At 51.0% G+C, this 23,348-nt stretch carries 21 protein-coding genes and 1 tRNA gene; 14 read left to right on the top strand and 8 right to left on the bottom strand.

Features of this window, described 5'->3' with window-relative positions:
* The first annotated feature begins 359 nt into the window (after window positions 1–359).
* Window positions 360–848, top strand: coding sequence for a helix-turn-helix domain-containing protein (locus LBF86_08365; GenBank protein MDR0665513.1), 489 nt, complete (start codon window positions 360–362; stop codon window positions 846–848).
* Window positions 849–1,138: 290 nt separating this feature from the next.
* Here LBF86_08365 and LBF86_08370 read toward each other — a convergent pair whose 3' ends face one another.
* From LBF86_08370 to LBF86_08390, 5 genes are read right to left on the bottom strand one after another with little or no spacing between them, the layout of a single operon-like run.
* Window positions 1,139–3,307 (bottom strand): PBP1A family penicillin-binding protein, encoded by a 2,169-nt coding sequence (locus tag LBF86_08370; GenBank protein MDR0665514.1) that lies wholly within the window; start codon window positions 3,305–3,307, stop codon window positions 1,139–1,141.
* Complete coding sequence (locus LBF86_08375; GenBank protein ID MDR0665515.1) at window positions 3,304–3,996, bottom strand: ATP-binding cassette domain-containing protein; 693 nt, start codon at window positions 3,994–3,996, stop codon at window positions 3,304–3,306. The genes LBF86_08370 and LBF86_08375 overlap by 4 nt, the downstream gene beginning before the upstream one ends.
* A complete protein-coding gene (locus LBF86_08380; protein MDR0665516.1) occupies window positions 3,980–4,597 on the bottom strand; it encodes a DedA family protein in 618 nt (205 codons plus the stop codon). Before LBF86_08380 ends, LBF86_08375 begins: the two co-directional genes overlap by 17 nt.
* Window positions 4,598–6,349 (bottom strand): ATP-binding protein, encoded by a 1,752-nt coding sequence (locus LBF86_08385; GenBank protein ID MDR0665517.1) that lies wholly within the window; start codon window positions 6,347–6,349, stop codon window positions 4,598–4,600.
* Entirely contained in the window at window positions 6,325–6,750 is a 426-nt protein-coding gene (locus LBF86_08390; protein ID MDR0665518.1) for a hypothetical protein, read from the bottom strand. Before LBF86_08390 ends, LBF86_08385 begins: the two co-directional genes overlap by 25 nt.
* Window positions 6,751–6,866: 116 nt before the next feature.
* Here LBF86_08390 and LBF86_08395 point away from each other — a divergent pair, with 116 nt between their 5' ends.
* Entirely contained in the window at window positions 6,867–8,060 is a 1,194-nt protein-coding gene (locus LBF86_08395; protein ID MDR0665519.1) for a peptidoglycan DD-metalloendopeptidase family protein, read from the top strand.
* A gap of 4 nt (window positions 8,061–8,064) precedes the next feature.
* Entirely contained in the window at window positions 8,065–8,736 is a 672-nt protein-coding gene (locus LBF86_08400) for a 16S rRNA (uracil(1498)-N(3))-methyltransferase (protein MDR0665520.1), read from the top strand.
* A 1,010-nt stretch (window positions 8,737–9,746) separates the two neighbouring features.
* On the opposite strand, the gene LBF86_08405 is transcribed toward LBF86_08400, so the two are convergent.
* Window positions 9,747–11,813: a UvrD-helicase domain-containing protein gene (locus LBF86_08405; GenBank protein ID MDR0665521.1), complete on the bottom strand. Its 2,067-nt coding sequence runs from the start codon at window positions 11,811–11,813 to the stop codon at window positions 9,747–9,749.
* 164 nt (window positions 11,814–11,977) lie between these two features.
* Here LBF86_08405 and LBF86_08410 point away from each other — a divergent pair, with 164 nt between their 5' ends.
* From LBF86_08410 to LBF86_08435, 6 genes are all read left to right on the top strand, one after another.
* The gene (locus tag LBF86_08410) at window positions 11,978–13,564 is read left to right on the top strand and encodes an ATP-binding cassette domain-containing protein (protein MDR0665522.1); all 1,587 of its coding nucleotides are present in this window, start codon (window positions 11,978–11,980) and stop codon (window positions 13,562–13,564) included.
* A gap of 157 nt (window positions 13,565–13,721) precedes the next feature.
* Complete coding sequence (locus tag LBF86_08415) at window positions 13,722–14,558, top strand: protein-glutamate O-methyltransferase CheR (protein ID MDR0665523.1); 837 nt, start codon at window positions 13,722–13,724, stop codon at window positions 14,556–14,558.
* Window positions 14,559–14,569: 11 nt separating this feature from the next.
* A complete protein-coding gene (locus LBF86_08420) occupies window positions 14,570–15,451 on the top strand; it encodes a sensor histidine kinase (protein MDR0665524.1) in 882 nt (293 codons plus the stop codon).
* A gap of 1 nt (window position 15,452) precedes the next feature.
* The gene (locus LBF86_08425) at window positions 15,453–15,938 is read left to right on the top strand and encodes a chemotaxis protein CheD (GenBank protein ID MDR0665525.1); all 486 of its coding nucleotides are present in this window, start codon (window positions 15,453–15,455) and stop codon (window positions 15,936–15,938) included.
* A gap of 9 nt (window positions 15,939–15,947) precedes the next feature.
* The gene (gene cheB, locus LBF86_08430; GenBank protein ID MDR0665526.1) at window positions 15,948–16,970 is read left to right on the top strand and encodes a chemotaxis-specific protein-glutamate methyltransferase CheB; all 1,023 of its coding nucleotides are present in this window, start codon (window positions 15,948–15,950) and stop codon (window positions 16,968–16,970) included.
* 65 nt (window positions 16,971–17,035) lie between these two features.
* A tRNA-Met gene (locus tag LBF86_08435) sits at window positions 17,036–17,112 on the top strand.
* A gap of 132 nt (window positions 17,113–17,244) precedes the next feature.
* On the opposite strand, the gene LBF86_08440 is transcribed toward LBF86_08435, so the two are convergent.
* Both LBF86_08440 and LBF86_08445 read right to left on the bottom strand, forming a co-directional pair.
* Window positions 17,245–18,111 carry a CpaF/VirB11 family protein gene (locus tag LBF86_08440; protein MDR0665527.1) on the bottom strand — a complete coding sequence of 289 codons (867 nt, stop codon included), beginning with the start codon at window positions 18,109–18,111 and terminating at the stop codon, window positions 17,245–17,247.
* On the bottom strand, window positions 18,108–18,746 hold the full coding sequence (locus tag LBF86_08445; GenBank protein MDR0665528.1) for a hypothetical protein: 639 nt from the start codon (window positions 18,744–18,746) through the stop codon (window positions 18,108–18,110). The genes LBF86_08440 and LBF86_08445 overlap by 4 nt, the downstream gene beginning before the upstream one ends.
* 65 nt (window positions 18,747–18,811) lie before the next feature.
* On the opposite strand from LBF86_08445, the gene fabD reads away from it, so the two are divergent.
* Genes fabD through LBF86_08470 form a run of 5 tightly spaced genes read left to right on the top strand, consistent with a single transcriptional unit; the run spans window position 18,812 to window position 23,145 of the window.
* Entirely contained in the window at window positions 18,812–19,753 is a 942-nt protein-coding gene (fabD, locus tag LBF86_08450; protein ID MDR0665529.1) for an ACP S-malonyltransferase, read from the top strand.
* A gap of 5 nt (window positions 19,754–19,758) precedes the next feature.
* Window positions 19,759–20,442 (top strand): 5'-methylthioadenosine/adenosylhomocysteine nucleosidase, encoded by a 684-nt coding sequence (locus LBF86_08455; protein ID MDR0665530.1) that lies wholly within the window; start codon window positions 19,759–19,761, stop codon window positions 20,440–20,442.
* On the top strand, window positions 20,439–21,203 hold the full coding sequence (locus LBF86_08460; GenBank protein MDR0665531.1) for a tRNA 2-thiocytidine biosynthesis protein TtcA: 765 nt from the start codon (window positions 20,439–20,441) through the stop codon (window positions 21,201–21,203). Before LBF86_08455 ends, LBF86_08460 begins: the two co-directional genes overlap by 4 nt.
* A 40-nt stretch (window positions 21,204–21,243) precedes the next feature.
* Entirely contained in the window at window positions 21,244–22,014 is a 771-nt protein-coding gene (locus tag LBF86_08465) for a hypothetical protein (protein ID MDR0665532.1), read from the top strand.
* Between the two features lie 9 nt (window positions 22,015–22,023).
* Window positions 22,024–23,145 (top strand): hypothetical protein, encoded by a 1,122-nt coding sequence (locus LBF86_08470; GenBank protein MDR0665533.1) that lies wholly within the window; start codon window positions 22,024–22,026, stop codon window positions 23,143–23,145.
* Window positions 23,146–23,348: the final 203 nt, after the last annotated feature.

The raw sequence follows: 23,348 nt of genomic DNA on the forward strand, positions 1-23,348 counted from the left end.
CTCGGTAATTTCGCCCCTAAAGGAAAGCGCGGCGCCCGTAACGCCAATAATGGCGATAATTACGCCAAGAACAATGCTTAAAAGCCAATGGATTCTGAACCACCACCCTTTTTTCACGAAGCGCCTTTTCTTGAAATCTAATCTCGCAATCATACATGATAACAGCTTCTACAATCACAATTGTATTGTTTGGGTTTCAGAGGTATTTAGCGCGGTCATTATTTGATCCGTCCGTGATCTCTTCGTGAATTGCAAGTAACGCGCCGAATCGTTTGGGGCGGAACCGGTCGCCAAAATTTTTAAACGATCGAAAGCGTTTGATCTAGCCCTCGCGACAAAGGGCGCGAAACGCCGCCGCGATGGAACGGTTTTTGTTTTACGCCTTCAAATACAAGGAGGAAACGTTGAGCCGAGTAGCCGCTATTCGCAGAGATATTCCCGTAAACGTCGTGCGAAGAACAATCAAAAATACGTCAGACAGCGCGTTTCGCTTAAGATTGATGATCATAGAAAAACTGCTTAGCGAGCCGGAGCTTAGCCTCCAGTCCGTCGCGAGATCGCTGATCGTCAATCGCGAAACGGTTACAAAATGCTTGCGTCTATTTAACGACGGCGGGCTTGACATGCTAAAACCAAAACGCGCGGGGCGTAAAGAGGGCAACCCAAAATACGACGGCGAAATTTTTCTGGAGTTGGTAAAAACGCTCAAAAAAACAAAAGAGGACTGGTCGGTTTATCGAATGCAAGACTACATTCGCGAACAGCACGAGGTAACGGTTCCCGAATCAACAATCTACTACCGCATCGCCAAACTAGGCTTCGGCAAGCGATCGCGCAGAAGCGCTTAACCCGCGCGTTTGACTATATTCGCCGTTCGTCTGACGATAACGGCGGCTTTTTGTCAGGTTGTTAAAAAGATTCCTCGCGAGCGAGCGTGATTGGCGGCGATTCGATCGCGAGCGAAACGAGACCGCCTACCCCTCCCCGCCGATCCCGCCTTTGCAAAAAGCGCCGAAAGGTCGAACGACCAATCGCCGCGAACGAGGATACTCCCCCTCTTTGCCGACCGTCGTAAGATAGCGCGAAGAACCGCCCGACTCTCTCTAGCCGGCGAGGGCGCGAAAATTCGTTAATCGGACTAGAACAGTATCTCCTCGTTCGTATTTACGCGGTTTTCGCGAATCTCTCTCGGCGGCTTGCTCGTGTCGGTGAATATCTCCTTGCGTTTATCGCTCGTCGTAATTTCGCGCACGCCTTCCGGTCGATCGAAACGGCGTTTGCGTTCCGGACGCTCGCGCGTTAGCTCCCTGTAGTAATCGGCGAAAACGGGCGCGCTAAAGCCGCCGCCCGTAGCCGCCGATCCCATCGGCGAATCGTCGTCGTTGCCAAACCATATAATCGTCTGCGTGTCGGGCGTGATGCCCACAAACCAAGCGTCCCTAGAGTCGTTCGTGGTGCCGGTTTTGCCCGCGATCTCTATATCCGCCACCCGCGCGCGCATACCCGTGCCGCGTCTTACCGCGTCTTGCAAAACGTTGATTAGCAGATAGGCTTGCTCCGGCTTGGTAACGACCGTGGAGTTGATCTCGTATTCGCGAACCTCGCCGAAGCGATCGATAATTTCGTTTGCCAGACGAGTTTGCGTCCGCTCGCCGTAGTTTGAAATCACGGTGTAATACTCCGAAAACTCTAAAAGGGTTAAGCTGTGCGCCCCAAGCGCGATCGTCATATCGTATGGCAACGGTTTTGGCAGATAGGTCAGCAATTTGTCGAAGATGGGGATCATGCCGATAGAGTCTATAAGGTTGATGGTGGCGAGATTGCGCGATCTGACGATAGCCTCGCGAGCCGTCATTAAACCGACAAGATTATTCTCGTAGTTTGTGGGACGCCAAATTTTTTCTTCCTCGTCCGCGCCCGCGGCGTATCGATAGGTTCTTGAAATATCGGCGATCTGGCTTGCGGGCGAGTAGCCTAAATCAAACGCGGCAAGATAGATAAACGGCTTAAAGGAGCTTCCAAGCTGCCTTTTTGCCTGAAAAGCGCGGTTAAAAACGCTTTTTTGGTAATCGACCCCGCCCACCAGCGCCAGCACGTCGCCCGTTTGCGGCTCGATCGTTACCAGCGCGCCGTTTAGCTGAGCGACTTTATTGCTTACGGCGGTTTCGTTTAGCTCCCAATTTGAGTAGTTGTTATCTAAGCTAGGTTTAATTTTTGTCATAAGCGCCGATTGGCTTTTGGCGATTTGATCTATTTCGTCGTTTAGTTTCTCCCGCTCTTCCGCCGTGCGATTTATATCGCGCGCGGCTCTTAGCTTTATAAGCGCGTTGTAGCGGTCGGTTTGAGCGCGATAAAAACTTTCGATTCTGTTTGCGTTCGCCTGATAACCTCTTTGCAACGCGCCCTCGGCAGCCTGCTGCATCTGTATATCCAGCGTCGAGCGGACGATATAACCGCCGCTTTTAATATCGGGGTAATCGGCGCGAAGCAAGGCGACAATCGCGTCGATCGCGTATGGCGCTCGATTTTTCGTCAGCGTGTCGTCATAAACCTTTGGAATCTCCATAATCGCCGCTTGATACTCCTCGTCGCTAATCCAACCTAGCGCCTTCATGCGTTCGATAACGATGTTTGCGCGCGCAAGCGTCGCCGAAAGTCTTTTTGTCGGATCGTAAACGTTAGGCGATTGGGGAATGCCGGCTAACATGGCGATCTCTTTTAGGCTTAGTTCGTCAAGCTCTTTGCGAAAATAGCCCAAAGAAGCGGTGCGCACGCCATAGTAGCCGTGTCCGAAAAAGATGGCGTTTAGATACCGCTCCATAATCTGCTCTTTGCTCAAGATAAGCTCGACTCGCATGGAAACAATCGCCTCGATCAGTTTGCGATCAAAGGTTTTTTCGCGCGTTAACAGGATATTTCTAACAAGCTGCTGCGTGATGGTGCTGGCGCCTTCGACCTTGCGTCCGGCGCGGATCATCTTATACGCCGCGCGAAAGATCGCCTCCAAATTAACGCCGTAATGCTCGAAGAAGATCGTATCCTCGATCGCTACTAACGCCTCGACAAGCCTAGACGGCATTTTGTCGAACGGAACATAGATTCTATGCTCGTCGGCAAAAAGATTCGCGATCAGTTCGTCGTTGCGATCAAACACCTGCGTAGTCAATTGCGGATTGTAATAGATAAGCGGATCGATATTTACGCTCAAACCGCGAACAATATATACCGCGCCAACTATGATCGCGACAATCGACCCCGTCAGCGCGGTTATCCACATTGTTAGCATAATTTTTTTTATCTTTGTCATTTTCTGAACTCCCTGTTTTCGAAGCCGGACTCGATTAACCTTTTGGTCTGCGCGTTTTTCGGAGCGCTTAAAATCTCGCGCGTTAAACCCGTCTCTATAATTTTACCTTGATCTATTACGGCAATCGCGTCGCTGATCGCCGCCACGCTCGCGAAATCGTGAGAAACAAAGAGCGCTTTTACGCCGCCGTCCTTTATTGTTTTAAGCAGCGCTATTATCTCCGTTTTAGACTTGCCGTCCAACGCGGTCGTAGGCTCGTCCAAAAGCAATAGCTTCGGGGCGCTAGATAGCGCGATCGCGCAGATTACGCGCTGCAGCTGCCCGCCGCTAAGCTCCGCAGGAAAACGATCTAACGCCCACGCGCCAAGCCCCGTTTGCTCTAATAGCTCTCTAGCCCTCTCTTTTTTCGTATGAAACTGATCCTTAATTTTACTCATCGGGCTAAGCGCGGTAAAGGGGTTTTGCGGGATAAAAGCCGCGCTTCTGCCGCGCTCGATCGTAAAAGGCGCCTCGATCTCCTTTTCGACGCTCATCGATTGCGGCAGAAGATTCAACAGAGCTTTTAGCGTCAGGCTTTTTCCGCTACCGCTAGCGCCGACAAGCCCAAGCGCGGAGTCGATTGTAAGCGAAATATCGACGAGCGTCCTATCGCCCAGCGCGATTTTGAGCTTTTTAATTACTATGCTCATGCCGTTTTCGCCGTTTATGTCGCGCGATATAGCCAACAGTCAAAATGGCGATAAACGCCAAAGCCGCCGCGATCGCGCCGTTTAGATAGGGTTTGATCGCCTCTTCGTTCTCGCCGATAAAATAGCCCAGCAGCGTTAAGACGATCACCCAGATTCCGGCGCCCAGCGCGGTAAATACGCTAAACGCCGCGATATTCATTCGCGCCAGTCCCGCCGGAAGCGATATATACTGCCGCGCTACGGGAATCAGCCGCCCGCTGAATATGGAGATATGCCCGTGCGTCTTGAAGTAGTTTTCCATCTTTGTCATAGTTTCTTCCGTGAAAAACAGGTAGCGCCCGTAACGAAGCAGCGCTTTTCGCCCAAGCGTGGCGGCTAGATAGTAGTTAAACAGCGATCCTAAGAGACTGCCTATAACGCCGCAGGCGATCGCCGCGTAAATATTCATTTCGCCTCTGCTTGCCAAATAGCCCGCTGGGATCATAGCCACTTCGCTTGGAAACGGAAAAAAACTACTCTCCAAAAACATCATGACTACTATGCCCGTATAGCCCATATCGGCTACCAGCTCCACGATAAAATTAACGATTTCGCCGAGCATTTACGATAAAAACCCAAGCGTTTTTTCGTCGTCAAAAGCGCCGCTTAACTCTTTTTTAATTGCGCGATCAAAAATCTCGTTGGTAAAAAGCGGCGTTTTTTGAACCGCGACGCTCATAGCGGCGTTTTTGATCGTAAGCGCGATCTGCGCCCCCGTGAGCTGATATTTAGCGAGCGTTTTGAGGTTGAAATTTTTTGCGATCGGCGCGTTTTTTGGAAATAGTTTTTTCCATATCTCAAGCCGTTCGGATTCGTTTGGTTTTTCAAACTTGATCTTGTAATCAAATCTGCGCGAAAACGCGGGATCGATGTTGTCAAGCAAATTAGTGGCGGCGATCAATATCCCGTTAAAACGCTCGATCTGTTCCAAAAAGATATTCTGCATCTGATTGTGCATCTTCTCCGCGCCGCCGATCGCGCCCGCAACGCGTCCCGATAAGAACTGATCGGCTTCGTTTAACAGCAAGATCGGCTCGGTTTTGGTTTTTGCCGAAATCTCTTTGTAGGCGTCGAAAATCCTGCGGACGTTTTTTTCGCTCTCGCCCACGTACATAGATAGTATCTTGGAGCAATCAAAACTAATCGCCCGTCTTTTGAGGGTTTTGGCGATCGAAAACGCGGTCATCGTCTTGCCGGTTCCGGGCGCTCCGTAAAAAATAATTTTGGCGTCGATTCCGCGCGATTTATCTTTGATTCCCCACTCTTTAAGCCGCTTCACGACAAGGCGATCCATCTGTCTGACGATATTGTTTAACGCCTCTTTGGTTTCGACTTGCAAAACAACGTCGTCCAGCGTGGTTTTCGGATCGATCAATTCAAAAATATCCTGCTCTTTTATCAACGTTTCTAGCTTGATCGCCCGCCCCCTTCTCTTTTTTGGGTGAATAATCTCCTTTAACGCGTCGTCGGCGACGTAGAACGATCTGCTAACGCCGCCGAAGGGGGTCAGCACCTCCTCGTAATCGATAGCGCCTTTAGAAATTAGCGGCGCGTTCTCCTCCAAAAGACTTCGGTTTTTGATCTTGTCGTAATCGTCGAAACTGACAATCTCGATAAGCGCGTTCATATCGCGCAGGCTATCCTCGTTGCCGCCGTATTCCTCTTTGAGCAGCGCTAAAAATATGATCCGCTCCTTTTCGTCAAAACGCCGATCTTTGAAGTATTTAACGAGTTTTGGCGGCTCTTTAGAGGCTAAAATACGCGCCTGAATCTGATTTTCAAGCGCCGCGATCCGCCCCCTTAACCGCTTGAAACTAGAGGTGGAAGGATCGTAGTTTTGACGCATAAGCGCCAGCTTCTGATAGAGATCGACGCGTAAAAACTCCTCTTGCAGATATTCCAAATGATCGTCGTAAGGCTTCACCTCCTGCGGCGGCGTATCCAAACTGCCGTCTTCGATCAGCTTCATAAAGGTTGTAGAGAGCGAGATTGACTGGCGTAACAGCTCCAGCGATACGATTTCGCTTGTGCGCCCGTGATGAAATCCGCCCAGCGTTACCCAACCTAGATCGATCAGAGTTCTCACTTCGTTTATGCGGGTTACGCAACCGGCGCGCTCTTTTTTATACGCGTCGCTTAACAAATTATAAACGCTGATCTCCGTCGCGCCCTCCAGATAGGCTTTGGTAAGCAGCCGCAAAAGCTCCGCTTCGGCTTCCGTGCATTTTAACTGCGCGAAGATCGCGCTCTGTTTTGCCGATTGCGCCTCGATAAAGTCAAGTAATAGTTCTAACGTTTTATCGTTTTTTTGCATTCTCTTTCCTCTAATAGCGCGTCTAAAACCTCGCGCCTCGCTTCCAAATAATCGTTGCGATCAATAATCTCCTTAGGCGAAACGAAACGGTTGTAATAACCGACCGTCAAAGACGGCATAATATAAGCCGAACCGCCGCTTACGGCAAAACCGGTCGTAGGCGCGATTATCGGAGCGAGACTGAGCATCGCTCCGACGCCGACGGCGAAAATATGCAGCGGCACGTTTTCGTCCTTCGCCTCCTGCGCGGCGAGCCTGCTGCGCGCAAGCTGAAAATCAATCGAGTCGCTTTCGTAAAAAAGCGCCTCGCACGACTTGACCGCGTCAATCTGCCTATGCGACGGGGCGCAACCAAGCGATATTAACGCAAACAACGGAAAAATAAAGCGAAACGCCGTCATCGATCTCATTTTTTACGGATTTTATTGAAAACAGGCTAAAAACGACGATTTAAATCCCGTTTAACCGTTTTTTGCATAATATTACGAGCCGAATTGACCGACGCGGAGAGCGATAGATGAGATTATTTGCGTTTTTTCTGTGTTGCTGTATTTCGCTTCTATCCAATCAGGTAACGGAAAAAACATGGGCGACCAACCTCGCCTTTTACGACTACCTCGCGGCGAACAATATCGACTCCTCTTTGCTCGCCGATCTTGACGACGAAACTTTCGGCGCGCTCAAAACGATTCTCGCGGAAACGCCGTATTACGAACATCGCGACGAAGAGAGCGACAGACTTCTGCACGCGCTTATTCCCATCGGCGACGAGAGGCAAATTTCGCTCTACTACGACAAAGCGGCGTATCGCGTCGAGATTATTCCCGTGCGCTACTACTACGTAACCGAAACGCTAAACGCCGAACTGAAAAACTCTTTGCGATACGATCTCGCGCAAATTACCGGCAACGGCAAACTCGCTTCCGAACTAGTTTCGATCTTCGAGGCGAAAATCGATTTTAATCGCGATCTATTCAAAAACGATCGCGTCGGAGCCGTCTATGATCGCAAAATCAGGCTGGGCAGAACGTGGAGCGCGATAATCGTGAAATCCGCGTTTATAGAAACGCGCAAAAAGCGTCATTACGCCATCTACCGTTCCGAAGACGAGAGCTATTACGACGAAACGGGCAAAACGTTAGCCAACCTCTTTTTGAAATATCCGACGCAGTTTCGCAAAATTACCAGCGAATATCTGCCAAACGGGCGCGTTCACCCTCTGTTGGGAGTTATTCGTCCGCACCTCGGAGTCGATTTCGCCGCGCCAAAGGGAACGCCTGTAGTCAGCGTCGCGGACGGCGTGGTGCGCTTTCGCGGCTGTCAAAAAGAGTGCGATAGCGGCTACGGCAGGCTCGTAATCATAGAGCATAAAAACGGTTGGGAGAGCCGTTACGCGCATTTGAACGATTTTGCCAACTCTTTAACTCCGGGCGCGCGCGTTAAACAAGGGCAAACGATCGGTTTTGTGGGGCAATCGGGAACGGCGACGGGATCGCACCTGCATTTTGAAGCGCGTAAAGGCGGTCAAACAACCAATCCGCTCGCGTTGCGCAACGTGCGTCAAAACGGGCTTGAGGGCAAAGAGCTAGAAAAGTTTTTAGCGGAGGCGAAAGAGCTGTTAGTAAGGCTCGATTATCTAGCGGACGTGGCGGAAAGCGGCGTAACCCGCATTACTTCCGCAAGGTTGTCCGAAAGCGACGCCGCGAACTAACGCGATGCGTTTTTTATTCGACAAGAACGCGGGCGACGCGGCGGTTATCGTATCTAGCAAAGCGCTCTCGCACCTGAAGGTCAGGCGCGCGCGAGTCGGAGATAGGATCGCGCTTCGCAATCTACTAGACGATAATATCTACTACTACTCGATTGAAAATTTTGGAAAAACGGGCGCGGTTTTAGCGTTTATCGAAAGCGAGCTAAAACCGGTTTTGCCCCGCCGCGACGTCTCCTTAGCGTGGTGCGCGGTCGATCCCAAAACAATAGCGAAAACGTTGCCCGCCCTCAACGAAATTGGCGTCGGCAAGCTAACCCTGCTCTTGAGCGAAAGAAGCCAACGCAACTTTCGCGCAAATCTCGATCGCCTCGATCGCGTTGTGGCGGGATCGTGCGAACAGTGCGGGCGATCGCGCAAAATGGAGATCGTTTTTAAGGAGCTTTCGCAATTCGCGGAGGAAACTCCAAACGCGGCGGTTTTTGATTTTGGCGGCGCGAAGCCGACTAGCGAGGCTTTGCGTAGTCATACGCTTGTCGTCGGTCCCGAAGGCGGTTTTGCAAACGGGGATTACGCGGCGCTGAAAAACCCGCCGCGTTTTGGAATCGATTCGCCGTTGATCTTGCGCAGCGAAACCGCGATCGCGTTACTCGCCTCTCTAAGCCTAGCTTACGCCTAACTCATCGTTCGCAAACGGATAAACGCGGCTTTCAAAAGCGCCGTATCGGTTTAATTTGGCATGTTAAGATTTATAGCGTTTAAAAAAGCCGCATTTTATTGCAAACGTTTGACGCGGCTTTTACATTTACGGTTTAAACGCAAAACCTTAATCGCGGCGACGATAGCAATTCGGGAGAATATCGCGTTCGCGCGCCGATTGAAACGGAGTATGCGCCCATATTTTCAAAACGCGCCTCGGTCGCGCCGCTTGCGAGCGCATATATTGAAACGGCTTATTTTGCCTGCCTTTCAACGTCGCGAGAAGTCGCGCTCTTTAACGGTCGCCCCTCTCGTCATACCCGCGCGGAGCGATAGGGCGGTTTCCGCCCGTAATCGCGTAGGAAGGCGGGTATCCAATAAAAACAAACGCAAACTTCTCGTCATTCCCGCGTAGGCGGGTATCCACCTTTTAATGATTGTTGTTATAGATTCCCGCTTTCGCGGGAATGACAATGCGCGTTATACCGCGTCTTCCTTATTTAGCGTTGATCGTCGTTCGCCGTTATACCGCGCGATTTTTGCCGTTTCGCCGTTTTACTTCCGGAGCGATTTAAGTCAAATAAGCGTTGGCGCGTTTAAAACGCTTTGATTGATATTTTAAGGTCGATTTGCTAAAAACGCGCATATGATTTTTGTAAAACGTCGAGATATAAGATTTAAGCGCTTTAGTAGTTAGAGCCTATTGCTCCCACGAAAGATAGGAATAGCCGTTACTCTCGTCTATAGCCTAAGGATTAGTCGCGTCAGTCCCAAACGACCAACCTAAGCTCTCGTAGGTCGTTCTCTGTTTTAGACTCAATTAAGCGCGGAAGGCGGCAAAAAAATAAATTATCTCTCGCGTTATTTCCGCGACGAAACGTTAACCGTTCCGTATTCTTTGTCTTTGCGAGGGATTGAAAGCGGTTCGCGAAACGAAAGTCGGTTGATTGTCGCCGTTTTACCGATAATTCGTCTTGATTAAGACGCGCGCTATATTCTTTCGACGAAATTGGAGAGTATTTCGCGTCGTATTCCGCAAAAGTTAATGGTGAGTTTTTGCTGTTTGCTTGCCTTTACCGCGCTAAGAACGCGCCCGATTCCAAAAATCTCATGCTTGATCAGATCGCCTTGTCTAAAGCGCGGGCAATCCTCGATCGTAAGGCAGCCCGCAGTCAAAGCGGCTTCGGCGAAAAAACGGCTTTTTTTCATCATTTCGCGCTTGCCGTGAAAAAAACGGCTTTGCGCCGAACAGAGCGTCAGACTTTTTTTCGCCCGCGTAAAAGCCACGTAGCCGAGCCGCCGCTCCTCTTCTATATCGCTCGTATCGCCAATTAGCGGAAAAAACCCCTCTTCTAATCCGACTACGAAAACGTGATCAAACTCCAACCCTTTTGCGGCGTGAATCGTCATCAGATTAACCACCTCGCCGCCAATCGAATCCTGATCGCTTGCCAGCGCGCTTTCCGACAGAAATTCCACGAGTCCCGCGCCGTCGTTGTTTACCGAGAAATCCCTAGCCAACCCGTAAAGCTCGTCCAAATTCAACGCTCGTTCGCTCTCCTCTCTCTCCTCGTAGTAACGCCGCAAGCCGATCAAGGCTTCAAAACGATCGATTAGCTTTGCCGCGCTTTCGTGCGCGAACGCCGAAAGTTCTCTGATTGCCGATTCAAACTCCCTTAGCGACTGCGCCGCCTTTTTGCTAACGATCGCCTCAAGTTCGTCGTCGCTTACGCTCTCAAGCAGTCCCATAAGCGTCAGCCGCCGATCTTCGGCGGCTTTGGCGAGCTTCTTTTGCGTTAGATCGCCTATGCCCCGTCTGGGTCTGTTCATCGCTCTGCGGGCGGAAAAGTCGTCGTCTGGATTGACGGCGAGGCGCAGATAGGCGATCGCGTCTTTAATCTCCTGACGCTCGTAAAAACTCACGCTATCCACAAGCTGAAAAGGCACGCGCGCTTTGGCGAATCCCTCTTCGAGGGCGCGAGAAAGCGCGTTGATCCTAAATAAAACGGCGATATTTTTCGCCGAAACGCCGCCGTCGATGCGCCTTCGCGCCTCTTTTGCGATAAACAGCGCCTCCTCGATCTCGTCGTTGGACTCTTTTATTTTGATCGCCTCTCCATTTCCTAAAAAGCCTCTAAGCCGTTTTTCGTATCTGACGCGATTGTGTCCGATTAGCTCGTTCGCCGCCTTGATGATCTCTTTGGTCGATCGGTAATTGATCTCCAGCTTAACGACTTTAACGCCGTTAAAATGATCGCAAAAGCCCAGAATATTGCGCACGTTGGCGCCGCGCCAGCCGTAAATGCTCTGATCGTCGTCCCCGACTACGCATAGGTTCTCGTGTTCGGAGCATAACTGTCGCAAAAGCTGAAATTGTAATTCGTTTGTGTCCTGATACTCATCAACCATAACGTATTGATAACGTCCGCTGATATGCGATTTCAGATCGGGGCAGTCGAGCATAATGCGGTGCGGCAAGAGCAACAGATCGTCAAAATCCACAAGATTATTCGCCGTGAGATAAGCGTCGTATTGTTCATAAATCTTCGCGATTGTCTCGAAACGTTTTTTGGAAAACGGGTCTAACCCGTCGTTTTGCGTTAGCGCCATTTCGGGACCGATTACGGCGTTTTTGTATCGGCTGATCGCGCTCGCGGCTATCTTAGGCTCGATCGCTTCGCCGCATAGCTGTTTTAATATCCGTTTTTTGTCGTCCGAATCTATAATTACAAAAGAGGGTCTGCGATTTAGCCTGTCGATATGAAAACGTAAAAACAGCAAACCGAATTTATGAAAGGTAAAAAGCTCCGGAGGATACGACGCGTTTCGATCAATCATACTAAGCGCGCGCGATCGCATCTCTTGCGCGGCTTTGTTGGTGAAGGTGAGCGTAAGCGTCGAGCGCGGATCGATTCCTAAAGAGAGCAGATAGGCGAGTCTCGTAGTGATCGTTTTGGTTTTGCCGGTACCAGCGCCGGCAAGAATCAAAATAGGTCCGTCGATCGTAGTCGCCGCCTCTTTTTGCTCCTCGTTAAGTTCGGACAAGTAGCGTTCCATCGTCCCCCTTTGCTTTACGCCAACCGAGAGTTTATCACACCCCGCTTTTTGTATCTCGCAAAAATGGCGCGAAATAACGTCGCCCGCCCTAATCCATAGGCTTAGCGCGATCGTAGTTTAATCTCGCGCCTGTTAGCATTCGCAAAAAATCGCGAGGATTTTAGATGGTTACGGCAATAGGCATAACGCAGCGTTACGGAGCGCGGGTTTTGTTTGAAAACATAAATCTAACGCTAGACAAGGGCAAACGCTACGGTCTGATCGGCGCTAACGGCGCGGGCAAAACGACCTTTCTTAGGATTTTAACGGGGCAAAACGAGCCGAGTTCAGGTTCGGTGGCGATCGATCCCAACGCGCGCGTCGGAGTTTTGGATCAAAATCAGTTTGCCTATGAAAACTACACGCTTTTTGATACGGTTTTGATGGGCAATAAACGGCTCTACGACGCGCTGAAGGAGAAGGAAAAGCTCTACGCCGAAGGCGATTTCGACGACGAAAAGGTCAATAACCGCCTAGCGGAGCTAGAGATGATTACCGCCGAAGAGGACCCGACATACGAAGCGCCCACGCGGGTAACTAAAATCTTGGAGGAGCTTGGTTTTAGCGAGGCTAGGCAACAACAAAAGATGAGCGAGATAACAAGCGCCGATAAGTTCAAAGTCCTTTTGGCGAAGGTTTTGTTTCCTAATCCAGACGCGCTCTTTTTAGACGAGCCTACCAACAACCTCGATCTGCCCGCGATCGCGTGGCTTGAGGAGCGACTGATTCGCCACGAGGGAACGCTTCTCGTCGTTTCGCACGATCGCCACTTCCTTAACGCCGTTTGCACTCATATGCTAGACGTGGATTACAAGAGCATACGCGAATTTACGGGCGCTTACGACGATTGGTATATCGCCGCGACGGTGATAAGCCGTCAAGCGGAGTTGGAGCGCGAAAAGAAGCTGAAAGAAAAGGCGGAGCTGGAGAGGTTTATCGCTAGGTTCAGCGCTAACGCCTCGAAGGCAAGACAAGCCACAAGCCGCCAAAAACAGCTGGAAAAACTTAATATCGAGGCTATTAAACCCTCGTCGCGCCGCGATCCAAGCATTGTGTTCAAGCCAAATCGCAAGATCGGCAACGAGGCGCTAAAGGTGGAAAATCTCTCAAAAAGTTACGGATCGCACAAGGTTTTTGAAAATCTGAACTTTGTTTTCGAGCCGACGGACAAAGTCGCGTTGATCGGCGCTAACGGCGCGGGCAAAACCACCTTTTGCAAAATACTAGTCGGCGAGCTAAAGGCGGACAAGGGCGCGGTTAAGTGGGGCGAAACCGTCCAAAGCGGTTATTTTCCGCAGGATACCGCCGATCGCGTAAACGGAACGGCGACGCTCTACGAATGGTTAAGGGCGTTCGACAAAAAAGCCGAGTTAAGCGCGATACGCAACTGCCTAGGGCGCATGCTCTTTAGCGGCGAGGAGCAGGAAAAAAGCGTCGCTAACGCGAGCGGCGGCGAAAAACACAGAATGACGCTCGCGAAACTGATGTTGGAAGGCGGCAACTTTCTCGTGTTGGACGAGCCGACGAACCATCTTGATCTGGAGGCGATCGTTGCGTTGGGCGAGGCGCTTTATCAATTTGATGGCGCCGTGATATGCGTCGCGCACGATCGCGAACTGATCGACGCTTTCGCAAACCGCGTGATAGCTTTCGGCGAGGACGGAAGCGTAACGGATTTCAGAGGCTCTTACGAGGAGTTTCAAGCGCGCTAAACGGGCGATTAGATCGCTCGCCGAGCGCTATAAAGTCGGTCTCGAAACAACGCCGCGTTTATACCCGCCCCTAAATTTGCGCTTAACGGACGCTTTGTCGGCGATAAAAGACAAAAAGGCGAAATAGCGCTAAACTATATCAGACGGAGGTTTTAAGATGGCGATAGGCGCTACCAATATAAGCGGCGCGGAGTTTAAGCTGTTTCAAGACTACGTGTATAAGAACGTAGGCATCTCTCTTGCCGATCATAAAATTACGCTTGTGCAAGGCAGGCTTTCAAAACGGCTTCGCGCGCTGGGCTTAAATAGCTACAAAGAGTATTACGACTATATGATCGCCGATCGTTCGGGCGAAGAGGAGTATCAACTGATAAGCGCGATCAGCACAAACGTTACGCAATTTTTTCGCGAAAGCTCCCAATGGGATTTTCTCGCCGACGAACTGCCCAATATAATCGCTAAGAAAAAAGACAAGAAATTGCGAATATGGTCGGCGGCATGCTCTAGCGGAGAGGAGCCGTATTCGATCGCGATCTTTTTATGCTCGCATATGCGCGACATATCGCAATGGGACGTTAATATCTTTGCCAGCGACATTTCAAAAAGAGTTTTGGATAAAGCGCAGAGCGGCGTTTACGAGGAGAAAGACGTTCAGGGCGTGCCGCGCAATCTGCTCGCCTCGTATTTTACGGCGGGGAAAAACAGCGCGGGCGAAAATCAATATCAAGTAACCGATCAGATAAAGCGATTGGTAACCTTCAAAATGTTCAACCTTGTTTATGACAATTTTCATCCGTTTTATTCGCGGTTTGACGTTATTTTTTGCAGGAACGTGATGATCTACTTCGACTCGCAGACTCAGCAGCGGCTCATAAGCGCCTACCACAAAGCTCTAGTCGAGGACGGTTTGCTGTTTGTGGGGCATAGCGAATCGCTCACTAGAAACAGAGACGAGTTTAAGCTGATCAAGCCGTCTATCTACAGGAGAATATGAAAGGAGTCGAGATGACGCAAACGCAAGAGATAAACGACGACGAGCTTATAGGCGAGCTATCCCGCAGGCTGAACGAAAAAAACGCCTCCATAAAAGAGATGGAGTTTTTAACAAAGAAACTACTCGCGCTAAACGAAAAAACTAAAGAAAACGAATCGATCAAAGATCAATTTATGTCGATAGTTATAAGCTCTTTTTCAAATCCGCTCAAATCGCTTCTGGAGATGGCGAACAGCTTGGCGGAAAAAGGCGATCGCGGCGATTTTGATTCGATCGCGCATCAGATCAACGTCGAGCTTTTAAGGCTTGATTTTGAATTTACCAATATCTTCGCGGCGACGGAGATAGAAGAGGGCAAAATCGAGAACGTTTATTCCAATATAAAATTCGACGACGTTTTTCAAAAAGCGCGTAACGCCCTACGCTACTTGATTAAAGGAAAAGAGCTTTCCGTAGTTTTGGCTTCGCGCGAGGATAGCGGTTTTATCGCCGACGAGCGCAAGATATATATAATTTTAATCAATCTGCTTTCAAACGCCTGCGAATTTTCGTATCCGAAATCAAGCGTGATCGTCGAGTTAAAGAGGCTGGAAAACGACTTTTTGCTCTCGGTAACGGATTTCGGCGAAGGCGTAAACGTGGAATACGCCGCGCAGGTTTATTGCAGATTTGCAAGATTTGGCGGCGGCAAGGTTAGATCGCGACAGGGGCTCGGTCTAGGATTGAGCGTCGCTAGAGGTCTTTGCGAAGCCCTGGAGGGCAAAATCGATTTTGAGAGCAAAGAGAGTCGAACGGTTTTTCGCGTAACGTTTCCAATCGCGCGCGAAGTCGAATGCGCCGGCGGCGAAAGCGATTTGTTTGACGAATTCAAGAAAAACGCCGTGGAGCTATAACTTGCGGACGGAGTTCGAGCGCGCGGAAACAGTTTATCCGCGTCATTTTATTCACGTAGGCGAGATATATATCGCGGAAAAACCTACGGAAATCGCCACCGTGCTTGGCTCGTGCGTCGGCGTCTGCCTGTTTGATCGCAAACTAAAAATAGGCGGAATGAACCACTATCTTTTGCCGCTGTGGAACGGCAACGGGCTTAAAAGTCCAAAGTTTGGCAACGTGTCGATCCCTAAAATGATCGAGCAGGCAAAAGCGGTAGGCTGCAAAATTGACGATATAGAGGCAAAGGTTTTTGGAGGCGCGAACGCCAACCCCACAAATTTAGAAGATATGATGATTGGCAAAAAAAACATCATTATCGCTAAGGAGATTCTAACGCAAAGCAAAATTTCAATAGTCGCCGAAGATACGGGCGGAACGCGCGGCAGACGAATCGTTATGAGAAGCGATACTAACCATATCTGGCTTCGTTACGCGGGCGCATAGGATCGGACGGTGGCAATTAAAATTTTGATCGCGGAAATCGGCGGCAAAAAGCGGGGCGTTTCGGCGTATGAAATACTCAAAAAAGAGCCGCGCTTTACAATCGTCGAGATCGCGAAAGATATATTTGAAGCGCGCGATAAAATTGGAAAAACGCGCCCTAACTTAATCTGTTTGGATTACGATAGCCAACAGTTGGACTACGTTCGGCATATAACGAAGCTAACGCCATTCGCGATTCCCGCGCTGATTTTTTCGCCGCTAGAGAGGCGCGACGCCAAGCTCGCGCTTGACGCGCTAGGACAAGGGGCGATTGACTTCGTCGTAAAACCGAGCGTTTGCAACGCGGCGATCGAAAAAGAGCTCATAGACAAAGTTTACGCGGGCGCGAAATCTAAGATCGCGCGCGTCGGCGGCGCGGATCGTCCCAAAGAGCCTATGATCGCTTTGCAACCTAGCCCGACAAAAAAAATTATCGCTATAGGCGCTAGCACCGGCGGCACGGAGGCGCTGAAAGAGGTTTTGACGCGCATGCCAAAGGGCAGCCCCGGCATAGTGATTGTTCAGCATATGCCGCCGAATTTTACGGGGACCTTCGCGCAACGTCTGGACTCTCTGTGCGCGATCAACGTTAAAGAAGCCAAGCAGGGCGACGAGGTGGTGGCAAATCAAGCGCTTATAGCGCCCGGCGATATGCATATGTTTGTGCGCAGAAGCGCCTCTCGATACTTTGTGGAAATATCGCGCGGCGATAAAATTTCGGGGCATCGCCCAAGCGTGGACGCGCTGTTTGAGTCCGTAGCGCAGAGCGCGGGCGCGAACGCGGTCGGAGCGATCCTGACGGGAATGGGCGGCGACGGCGCGCGCGGTATGCTAAAAATGCATAAAGCCGGCGCGAAAACGGTGGCGCAAGACGAGAAAACCTGCGTGGTTTTCGGTATGCCAAAGGTGGCGATCGAGCTAGGGGCGGTAGATAGAGTCGCGTCGTTGGAGACGATACCCGCCGCCGTTTTGCAATTTGCGGCGGAAATTTGAGCGGCGATCGCGGCAAACTAAGAGTCAATACATTACAATCCGCGCCTTGTAATTATCCAACATTAGGCAGAGTAGCTCAGGCGGTTAGAGCGTAGGATTCATAAACCTAAGGTCGGGGGTTCGATTCCCCCCTCTGCTACCAACTTTATCGCCTATTAAAAAATCCGTCAAACTTTGTAAAACGCCGAATGAAAGCCAATATGATCGCAAAATCGCCAATCGGCGCCGACTATCGCTTTACTCCGCTAAAATCGACGACGACGCGCTTTATCGTTTATGCGTCCGCGAACGCGTCTATTATTTTTTGAACGCGCTTGTCGCTTAAAATTTGATCGAGCGCGTCGGCGGCTTTGCGGCTGCTTAATAGTTCCGTAAGAAGGCTTATCGCCTCTTTTGGTCTGTTTTGAGCGCTCGCGTAAATATACTGCGCAAAGCGCGATACGTCCTCCTTGCTTGGATCGGTTTTTATCTTTTCTATCAGAGCGCTCTCGTAGGCTTTGACGTTTTCGTCCGTAGAGGTATAAACGCCCTCCAAAGAATCGATAGGCGCGGATACGTTTTCGCTTAAAAAGGCGATCGCCTCCTTATCCTCGCCCAACATAGCGCCGATCGCGCTTTCTAGCGTTTTAGCCGAAGGGCGCGCGCATAGGAGTTTAGATAACGCCTCGATCGTTTTTAGCTCGTGGCGCTTTAGAAACGCCGAACTTTCCTCGACAAGCGCGATTAGCGCGGGGTGGATACGGCTTGCTTTCGCCCATTTAAGCCAAGCGCCCGCCTCGATTGCGGAGAGCTTTATCGACGCGCAGCCGTCTAAGATCAGATTTTGGCGCGTAGTTACGATAAACGTCGCGTCGAACGCGTCGCCTAGTATCGTCCTTGTAGCCAGCAGCGGCTCTAAAAACTTCGCGCCCTCTTGCGTAGCGTTTTCTACGATAACTCTTTTTGACGAGATCAGACGCGATCTAACGGCGCCTAGATAGTCGCCCGCAAGCTCGAAATTGTGAATGATCGGCGCTTCGGGCGCGACGGCGCGCGCAAGCGAGGTTTTGCCGCTTTGCGTCTCGCCCGAAATTACGCAATCCACGCCCGCTTTAAGAAAGCCTTCAAGAAGCTCGCGCGCTTGCTCCGTTTGTCGGCTCACTCGGCGATCCTTTTAGCGAGCCAAACCAACTTGAATCGATACCCGTAACGGGCGCTACTAAACAGCGCCTTTAATCGGCGGGCGAAAATATCTTCAAACGCGAGCCGCAACGACCACGCCGACTCCTCGTATATTTGCTCGATCCAAGGCAGAAAGATTTCTCGATCGAAGGCTTTTTCAAACCAGTCGATCGCGCGCGCTCGAATTTTCTCGTTGGAGCTGTCAAGATGATGAAATATAAAGCTGTGCGCCTCGTATTGATCGCTGAAATTCACAAACGAGTCGATAATAATCGGGCGCAGATCGGCGTTTTCGTCGTAAAAGGCGCGAGCGAGTTTGAAATGCTCCGCCTTTCCAAAACTGCACAGCGATTTGAACGCCGCGACGCGCACTTCGGGTTCGTCGTCTAGCAGCAGAGCGATAAGCTGTTTTTCGTATATATCCAGCTCGAAACGGCGGATCGCTTTTAGCGCGCTAATTTTCACCCCGAAATCGCTATCCTCGATCATCGATCGCGTCGCTTCCGCCGCCGCTAGTTTGCTCAATTTCAGCACGGTTTGCGAAAAAGCGGCGCGTTTATCGGCTGAAATCGAGTTTAATTGGGTTAAAAACGCTTCGGCTGTCATGGCGCGCATTTTACGACTTAAAGGCTTGAAGCGCGCGGGCGATAAAATCTCAAAAAAAATTCGAGGATTCAACTATGAAAAAGATCGTCGCCGTTTTTCCGGGTCAAGGTTCGCAAGCGATCGGTATGGGCAAGAGCTTTGTCGAGCGTTACGACTACGCCAAAGAGTTGCTAGACGAAGCGAGCGGCGCGCTCGGTTACGATTTAGGCAAAGTCCTGTTCGAGGAGAACGATCTGCTTGGGCAAACGCGCTACACGCAACCGGCGATCTTGTTTGTCTCCGTAACGGCGTATAAACTTTTTGAAAGCGAATTGCCCGTTAAACCGATCTACGCGCTAGGACATTCGCTTGGCGAGCTTAGCGCGGTTTGCGCTATGGGCGCTCTGAGTTTAAGCGACGCTTTGCAAGTCGCCGCCGCGCGCGGAGAATCGATGCAAAAAGCGTGCGAGGGCGCCGGCGCTGGTATGATGGTCGCGTTAGGTTTGAGCGACGAAAACGCCGAAACGCTGTGCGAAACGGCGAGAAAAGAGGGCAAAAAGGTCTGGACGGCAAACTACAATTGCGACGGGCAGATAGTTTTAGCGGGCTTAAAAGCGGATTTAGAAACGCTGATCGATCGCCTCAAGGCGGCGGGAGCTAAACGCGCGGCGCTATTAGATATGTCCGTAGCCAGCCACTGTCCGCTTCTTGCCAGCGCGCAAGAGCCGCTAAGAAAAATCCTAACCGAAAAGCTAAACTCCGATCGCTTTATCGCGCCTATCGTATCCAACGCGAGCGCCAAACCCTACCAAACAAGCGCCGAGGCGATCGAGCTACTGTCCGATCAGTTGATCAAGCCCGTGCGTTACAAACAGAGCGTCGCGGCGATCGCGGAGGAGGCGGATATTTTCGTCGAGTTTGGACACGGAAACGTGTTAAAAGGGTTGAACAAAAAAATCGCGTCCAAAGAGACGATCGGCGTTTCAACCGCCGACGATTTAGAGGCGGCGATCGAAATTCTAAGCAAAGGAGAGTAGCGGCGATGATTGGAATAATTGGCGCGATGATCGAGGAGATCGAACCAATCCTCGAAAGATTAGACGGCGTAAAAACCATTAAGGCGGGAAACAACGACTACCATTACGGAACATACGGCGGCAAAAACGTGGCGCTCGCCTACAGCCGAATAGGCAAGGTAAACGCCGCGATCACCGCTACGATCCTAATCGAGCGGTTCAAAGCCAAAAAAATTTTATTTAGCGGCGTGGCGGGCGCGATCAACGACAGTCTGCGTATCGGCGATCTGATCTACGCGACGCGCCTCGTCCAACACGACGTGGATATAACGGCGTTCGGACACCCGATAGGCTTTATCCCCGAAACGGGCGACTACTACGAAACGAGCGAAGAGCTAAACGACTTGGCAAAAAGCGTCGCGCAGGCGTGGAGCGTCAAACTCGGCAAAGGCGTAATCGCCACGGGCGATCAGTTTATAGCCGATCCGGACAAGAAACGGCTGATAGCGGAGCGCTTCAAAGCGGACGCGGTGGAGATGGAGGGCGCGTCGGTGGCGTGCGTCTGCCGCTCGTTTGGCGTTCCGTTTTTCGTTTTGCGGGCGATCAGCGACGCGGCGGATATGGACGCGGGGTTTAATTTCGACGAATTTTTGCGCTCAAGCGCAAAGGTCAGCGCCAATTTCGTATTGGGAATGGTCGCTAGATTATGAAAACGGCGGCGGCAAGATTGCCTAAGCGGGTTATTCGCTCCTTTGCCAAAACGATCGCCGACTACAATCTGATCGGCGAAGGCGATCGCGTTTTGCTGGGTTTAAGCGGCGGCAAGGATTCGCTGACGCTGGCGCACCTGCTTTTACGCGCGCGGCGTAGCGCGCCGTTTAAGTTTGATTTTCTCGCGGTTACGATCGACTACGGAATGGGCGAGGATTTAAGCCGCGTCGCGGCGCACTGCGCCGAATACGGTATTCCTTACCATATAGAAAAAACGAATATCTTCAAAACCGCGCCCGATCATATCCGCGAGGGCAGCTCGTTTTGCAGCTATTTTTCGCGTATGCGGCGCGGCGCGCTCTATTCGCTCGCCGAGCGAACGGGATACGGAACGCTCGCGCTGGCGCACCATCTTGACGACGCGGCGGAGAGCTTTTTTATGAGCCTCTTTTACGGCGGCAAAATCAGGTCTATGCCGCCCGTTTATCGCGCTAGCGATCACGACGTTAAAATTATTCGCCCGTTAATCAAAACCCGCGAGTCCCAACTTGCCGAGTGCGCGAGGGAGAACGGCTTTCCCGTCGTCGGCGACGAAAACTGCCCCGCGTTCAATATGAACGTAAAACCCCCGCGCGTCAGATACGAAACAAAGAGTTGGCTAAAAGAGCTAGAATCCAAGCAAGCGGGGCTTTTCGATCAGTTTCGGCACGCTTTTGAGACGCTCGATATACAATCTTTCGCCGATCGCCGATATATTTAGGCGTTTTTTTATGATAGACTTCGCTAAAAAGGAGCAAAAAATGAAGTTAATCGGCTTAATAGCAAGTTGTTTGATCGCCTTCTTTGTCGTCGGTTGCGACAGTCAAAGCGGCGAGGAGGCTGATATGTATGATCGTCAAAAGTCGCTGGACGACGGCGATTACGCCCGCGTTTTAGAGCTGACGAGCAACTGCGGCGGCGATCAGCCGTGCTTAATGGATAGAGCGGCGGCGTATATGGGTTTGGCTGGGTTTGACGCGCCGTCAATCGTAAAGGCGATAACAAACGAAGAGGACGATAAAGGCTACTTCGCAATCCTCTCGCCGTCGATACGAGGAGGCGACGCAAACGCTTCGCTTGGCAAAGCGACGACGACATACACATCTGTTTTGGCGACGCGCGGCTACAACGTTAATAATTGCGACTCCTCCGTAGGCGTTCTTAATAAATACGAAAAAGACTCCTGCGTCAATTACGGATTAGCGGCGATCGGTAGGAGCGCGGTACTTGCGGATAAGGTCTTGAAGTTATACGAGAGCTTGAGTAGCTCCTGCGATACGATTGACGCTTGCTTTGGCGCCGCCGGCAACAAGGACGTAGTTAATGGCTTGCTGGCGGACGCGGTAGATCTAATTTTTAACGATTCCGACGCCATAGTCGATATGATCTCAAAGGGCGATTCCGACGCGAAAGAGAAGATCGGCGAGATTAAGCAAGATATTTGCAATCAACAGAGTATCAATCCGTGCAACGCCGCTGGCGTGACAAGCAATCTCGACGCGATTTTTAAATATATATTAGAAAAAAGATAGGCTGTTAAGATGAGAACGCAATCGATACTAATAGCGGGAGCGCTACTCGCAACTTCGGCGCAAGCGGTAACATACGAGTATAGGCAACTTTACAAAGACCCCAAAGTAATGGGCGCGGGCGGCGCGAACGTAGCGCTAGGCGGTAGTTATAGCGCGGTGTTTAGCAATCCCGCGGGTTTAACGAGAATACCAAAAGAGTACGGCTGGGAGTTTCAGCTTATCAACGTCTCGGCGGGGATAAACGACAATATGTTAGACCTGCCCGATATTATCGACGACGCGGACGAGAGCGACGCTCAAGCCGCCGAAACTTTAGGGGAGCATATCGGCGATATTTACGGCTTCGAGATCGGTATTACGCCGTTTTCGATAGCTAAAATGTTTGACGAAACCGCTTTTGGATTAGGAGCGTTCGTAGGCGCGAATACGCATTTCGCCATTCACCAAGGCTTTGGCGCCGAAGGTATTTTGGAGGCGAATATCTTAGCGGTAGGCGGCGCGGCGGGAGCGATCGCCCACAATTTCAACGAGCTGACGATTGGCGACTACGCGTTTAACAGGCTCTCCGTCGGCGTGGGAGCAAAGGCGTTAAGCTACGGCTCTCTTAGCAGAACCTATTCGGCGGCGGACATCGCCAACGAGGAGTTTGACAATATAGAGGACGAGATCAAAGAGGGAACAAGCGTCGTCTTTGATCTCGGCGTTATTTACGAAGCTCTGCCAAACCTTTCGGTTGGCATAAGCGCGCTGAATATCGGCGGCGTTGGCGACGAGAGCGCCGAGATACCTATGACGATCAACGCGGGCGTTTCGTATGTCTATCGCGTGGATGATCGCTCGTTTTTCAATCAGGCGCGTATTAGCGCGGACTATATCGACATATCCAAAGAGTATCCCGATAACAGCTATGTAAAACGCACGCGAATCGGCGCGGATTTGAACGTGTGGGACGGCTGGTTCTCCACCTTCGCCATTCAAGCGGGGTTATATCAGGGCGAATGGACGGCGGGAGCAAGCGCGCGTTTTTCAATCTTCGAAGTAGCTTTCGCCACCTACGCCGAAGAGCTTGGCGCGTATGCGGGACAAGATAGCGATCGGCGTTATATGGGTAGCTTCGGCATAAACTGGTAAGCGCCGCGCTTAGAGGTCGTTCCCTTTGGCTTGGGAAAGTCCGCGTCGCGATCGACGCGCGTCAATCGCGGTTGTCGATCAAATCGGCAAGTTTTATCGCGCTTAGAAGCCGCGTTCTCTCGGTTTTGGTTTATCTAACAAAGCTCGGCGCGCGCGATTTGGCGTTTTCGGGCGGCTTCGGGCGATCCGCTAACAAAACGATC

Source organism: Helicobacteraceae bacterium, from assembly GCA_031258155.1.
Taxonomy (GTDB): Bacteria; Campylobacterota; Campylobacteria; order Campylobacterales; family SZUA-545; genus JAIRNH01.

What these genes read in the sequence shown, in the direction of transcription:
- LBF86_08365 (MDR0665513.1), top strand. Translation starts at nt 360, where the DNA reads ATGGAACGGTTTTTGTTTTACGCCTTCAAATACAAGGAGGAAACGTTG.
- LBF86_08370 (MDR0665514.1), bottom strand. Translation starts at nt 3,307, where the DNA reads ATGACAAAGATAAAAAAAATTATGCTAACAATGTGGATAACCGCGCTG.
- LBF86_08375 (MDR0665515.1), bottom strand. Translation starts at nt 3,996, where the DNA reads ATGAGCATAGTAATTAAAAAGCTCAAAATCGCGCTGGGCGATAGGACG.
- LBF86_08380 (MDR0665516.1), bottom strand. Translation starts at nt 4,597, where the DNA reads ATGCTCGGCGAAATCGTTAATTTTATCGTGGAGCTGGTAGCCGATATG.
- LBF86_08385 (MDR0665517.1), bottom strand. Translation starts at nt 6,349, where the DNA reads ATGCAAAAAAACGATAAAACGTTAGAACTATTACTTGACTTTATCGAG.
- LBF86_08390 (MDR0665518.1), bottom strand. Translation starts at nt 6,750, where the DNA reads ATGACGGCGTTTCGCTTTATTTTTCCGTTGTTTGCGTTAATATCGCTT.
- LBF86_08395 (MDR0665519.1), top strand. Translation starts at nt 6,867, where the DNA reads ATGAGATTATTTGCGTTTTTTCTGTGTTGCTGTATTTCGCTTCTATCC.
- LBF86_08400 (MDR0665520.1), top strand. Translation starts at nt 8,065, where the DNA reads ATGCGTTTTTTATTCGACAAGAACGCGGGCGACGCGGCGGTTATCGTA.
- LBF86_08405 (MDR0665521.1), bottom strand. Translation starts at nt 11,813, where the DNA reads ATGGAACGCTACTTGTCCGAACTTAACGAGGAGCAAAAAGAGGCGGCG.
- LBF86_08410 (MDR0665522.1), top strand. Translation starts at nt 11,978, where the DNA reads ATGGTTACGGCAATAGGCATAACGCAGCGTTACGGAGCGCGGGTTTTG.
- LBF86_08415 (MDR0665523.1), top strand. Translation starts at nt 13,722, where the DNA reads ATGGCGATAGGCGCTACCAATATAAGCGGCGCGGAGTTTAAGCTGTTT.
- LBF86_08420 (MDR0665524.1), top strand. Translation starts at nt 14,570, where the DNA reads ATGACGCAAACGCAAGAGATAAACGACGACGAGCTTATAGGCGAGCTA.
- LBF86_08445 (MDR0665528.1), bottom strand. Translation starts at nt 18,746, where the DNA reads ATGCGCGCCATGACAGCCGAAGCGTTTTTAACCCAATTAAACTCGATT.
- fabD (MDR0665529.1), top strand. Translation starts at nt 18,812, where the DNA reads ATGAAAAAGATCGTCGCCGTTTTTCCGGGTCAAGGTTCGCAAGCGATC.
- LBF86_08455 (MDR0665530.1), top strand. Translation starts at nt 19,759, where the DNA reads ATGATTGGAATAATTGGCGCGATGATCGAGGAGATCGAACCAATCCTC.
- LBF86_08460 (MDR0665531.1), top strand. Translation starts at nt 20,439, where the DNA reads ATGAAAACGGCGGCGGCAAGATTGCCTAAGCGGGTTATTCGCTCCTTT.
- LBF86_08465 (MDR0665532.1), top strand. Translation starts at nt 21,244, where the DNA reads ATGAAGTTAATCGGCTTAATAGCAAGTTGTTTGATCGCCTTCTTTGTC.
- LBF86_08470 (MDR0665533.1), top strand. Translation starts at nt 22,024, where the DNA reads ATGAGAACGCAATCGATACTAATAGCGGGAGCGCTACTCGCAACTTCG.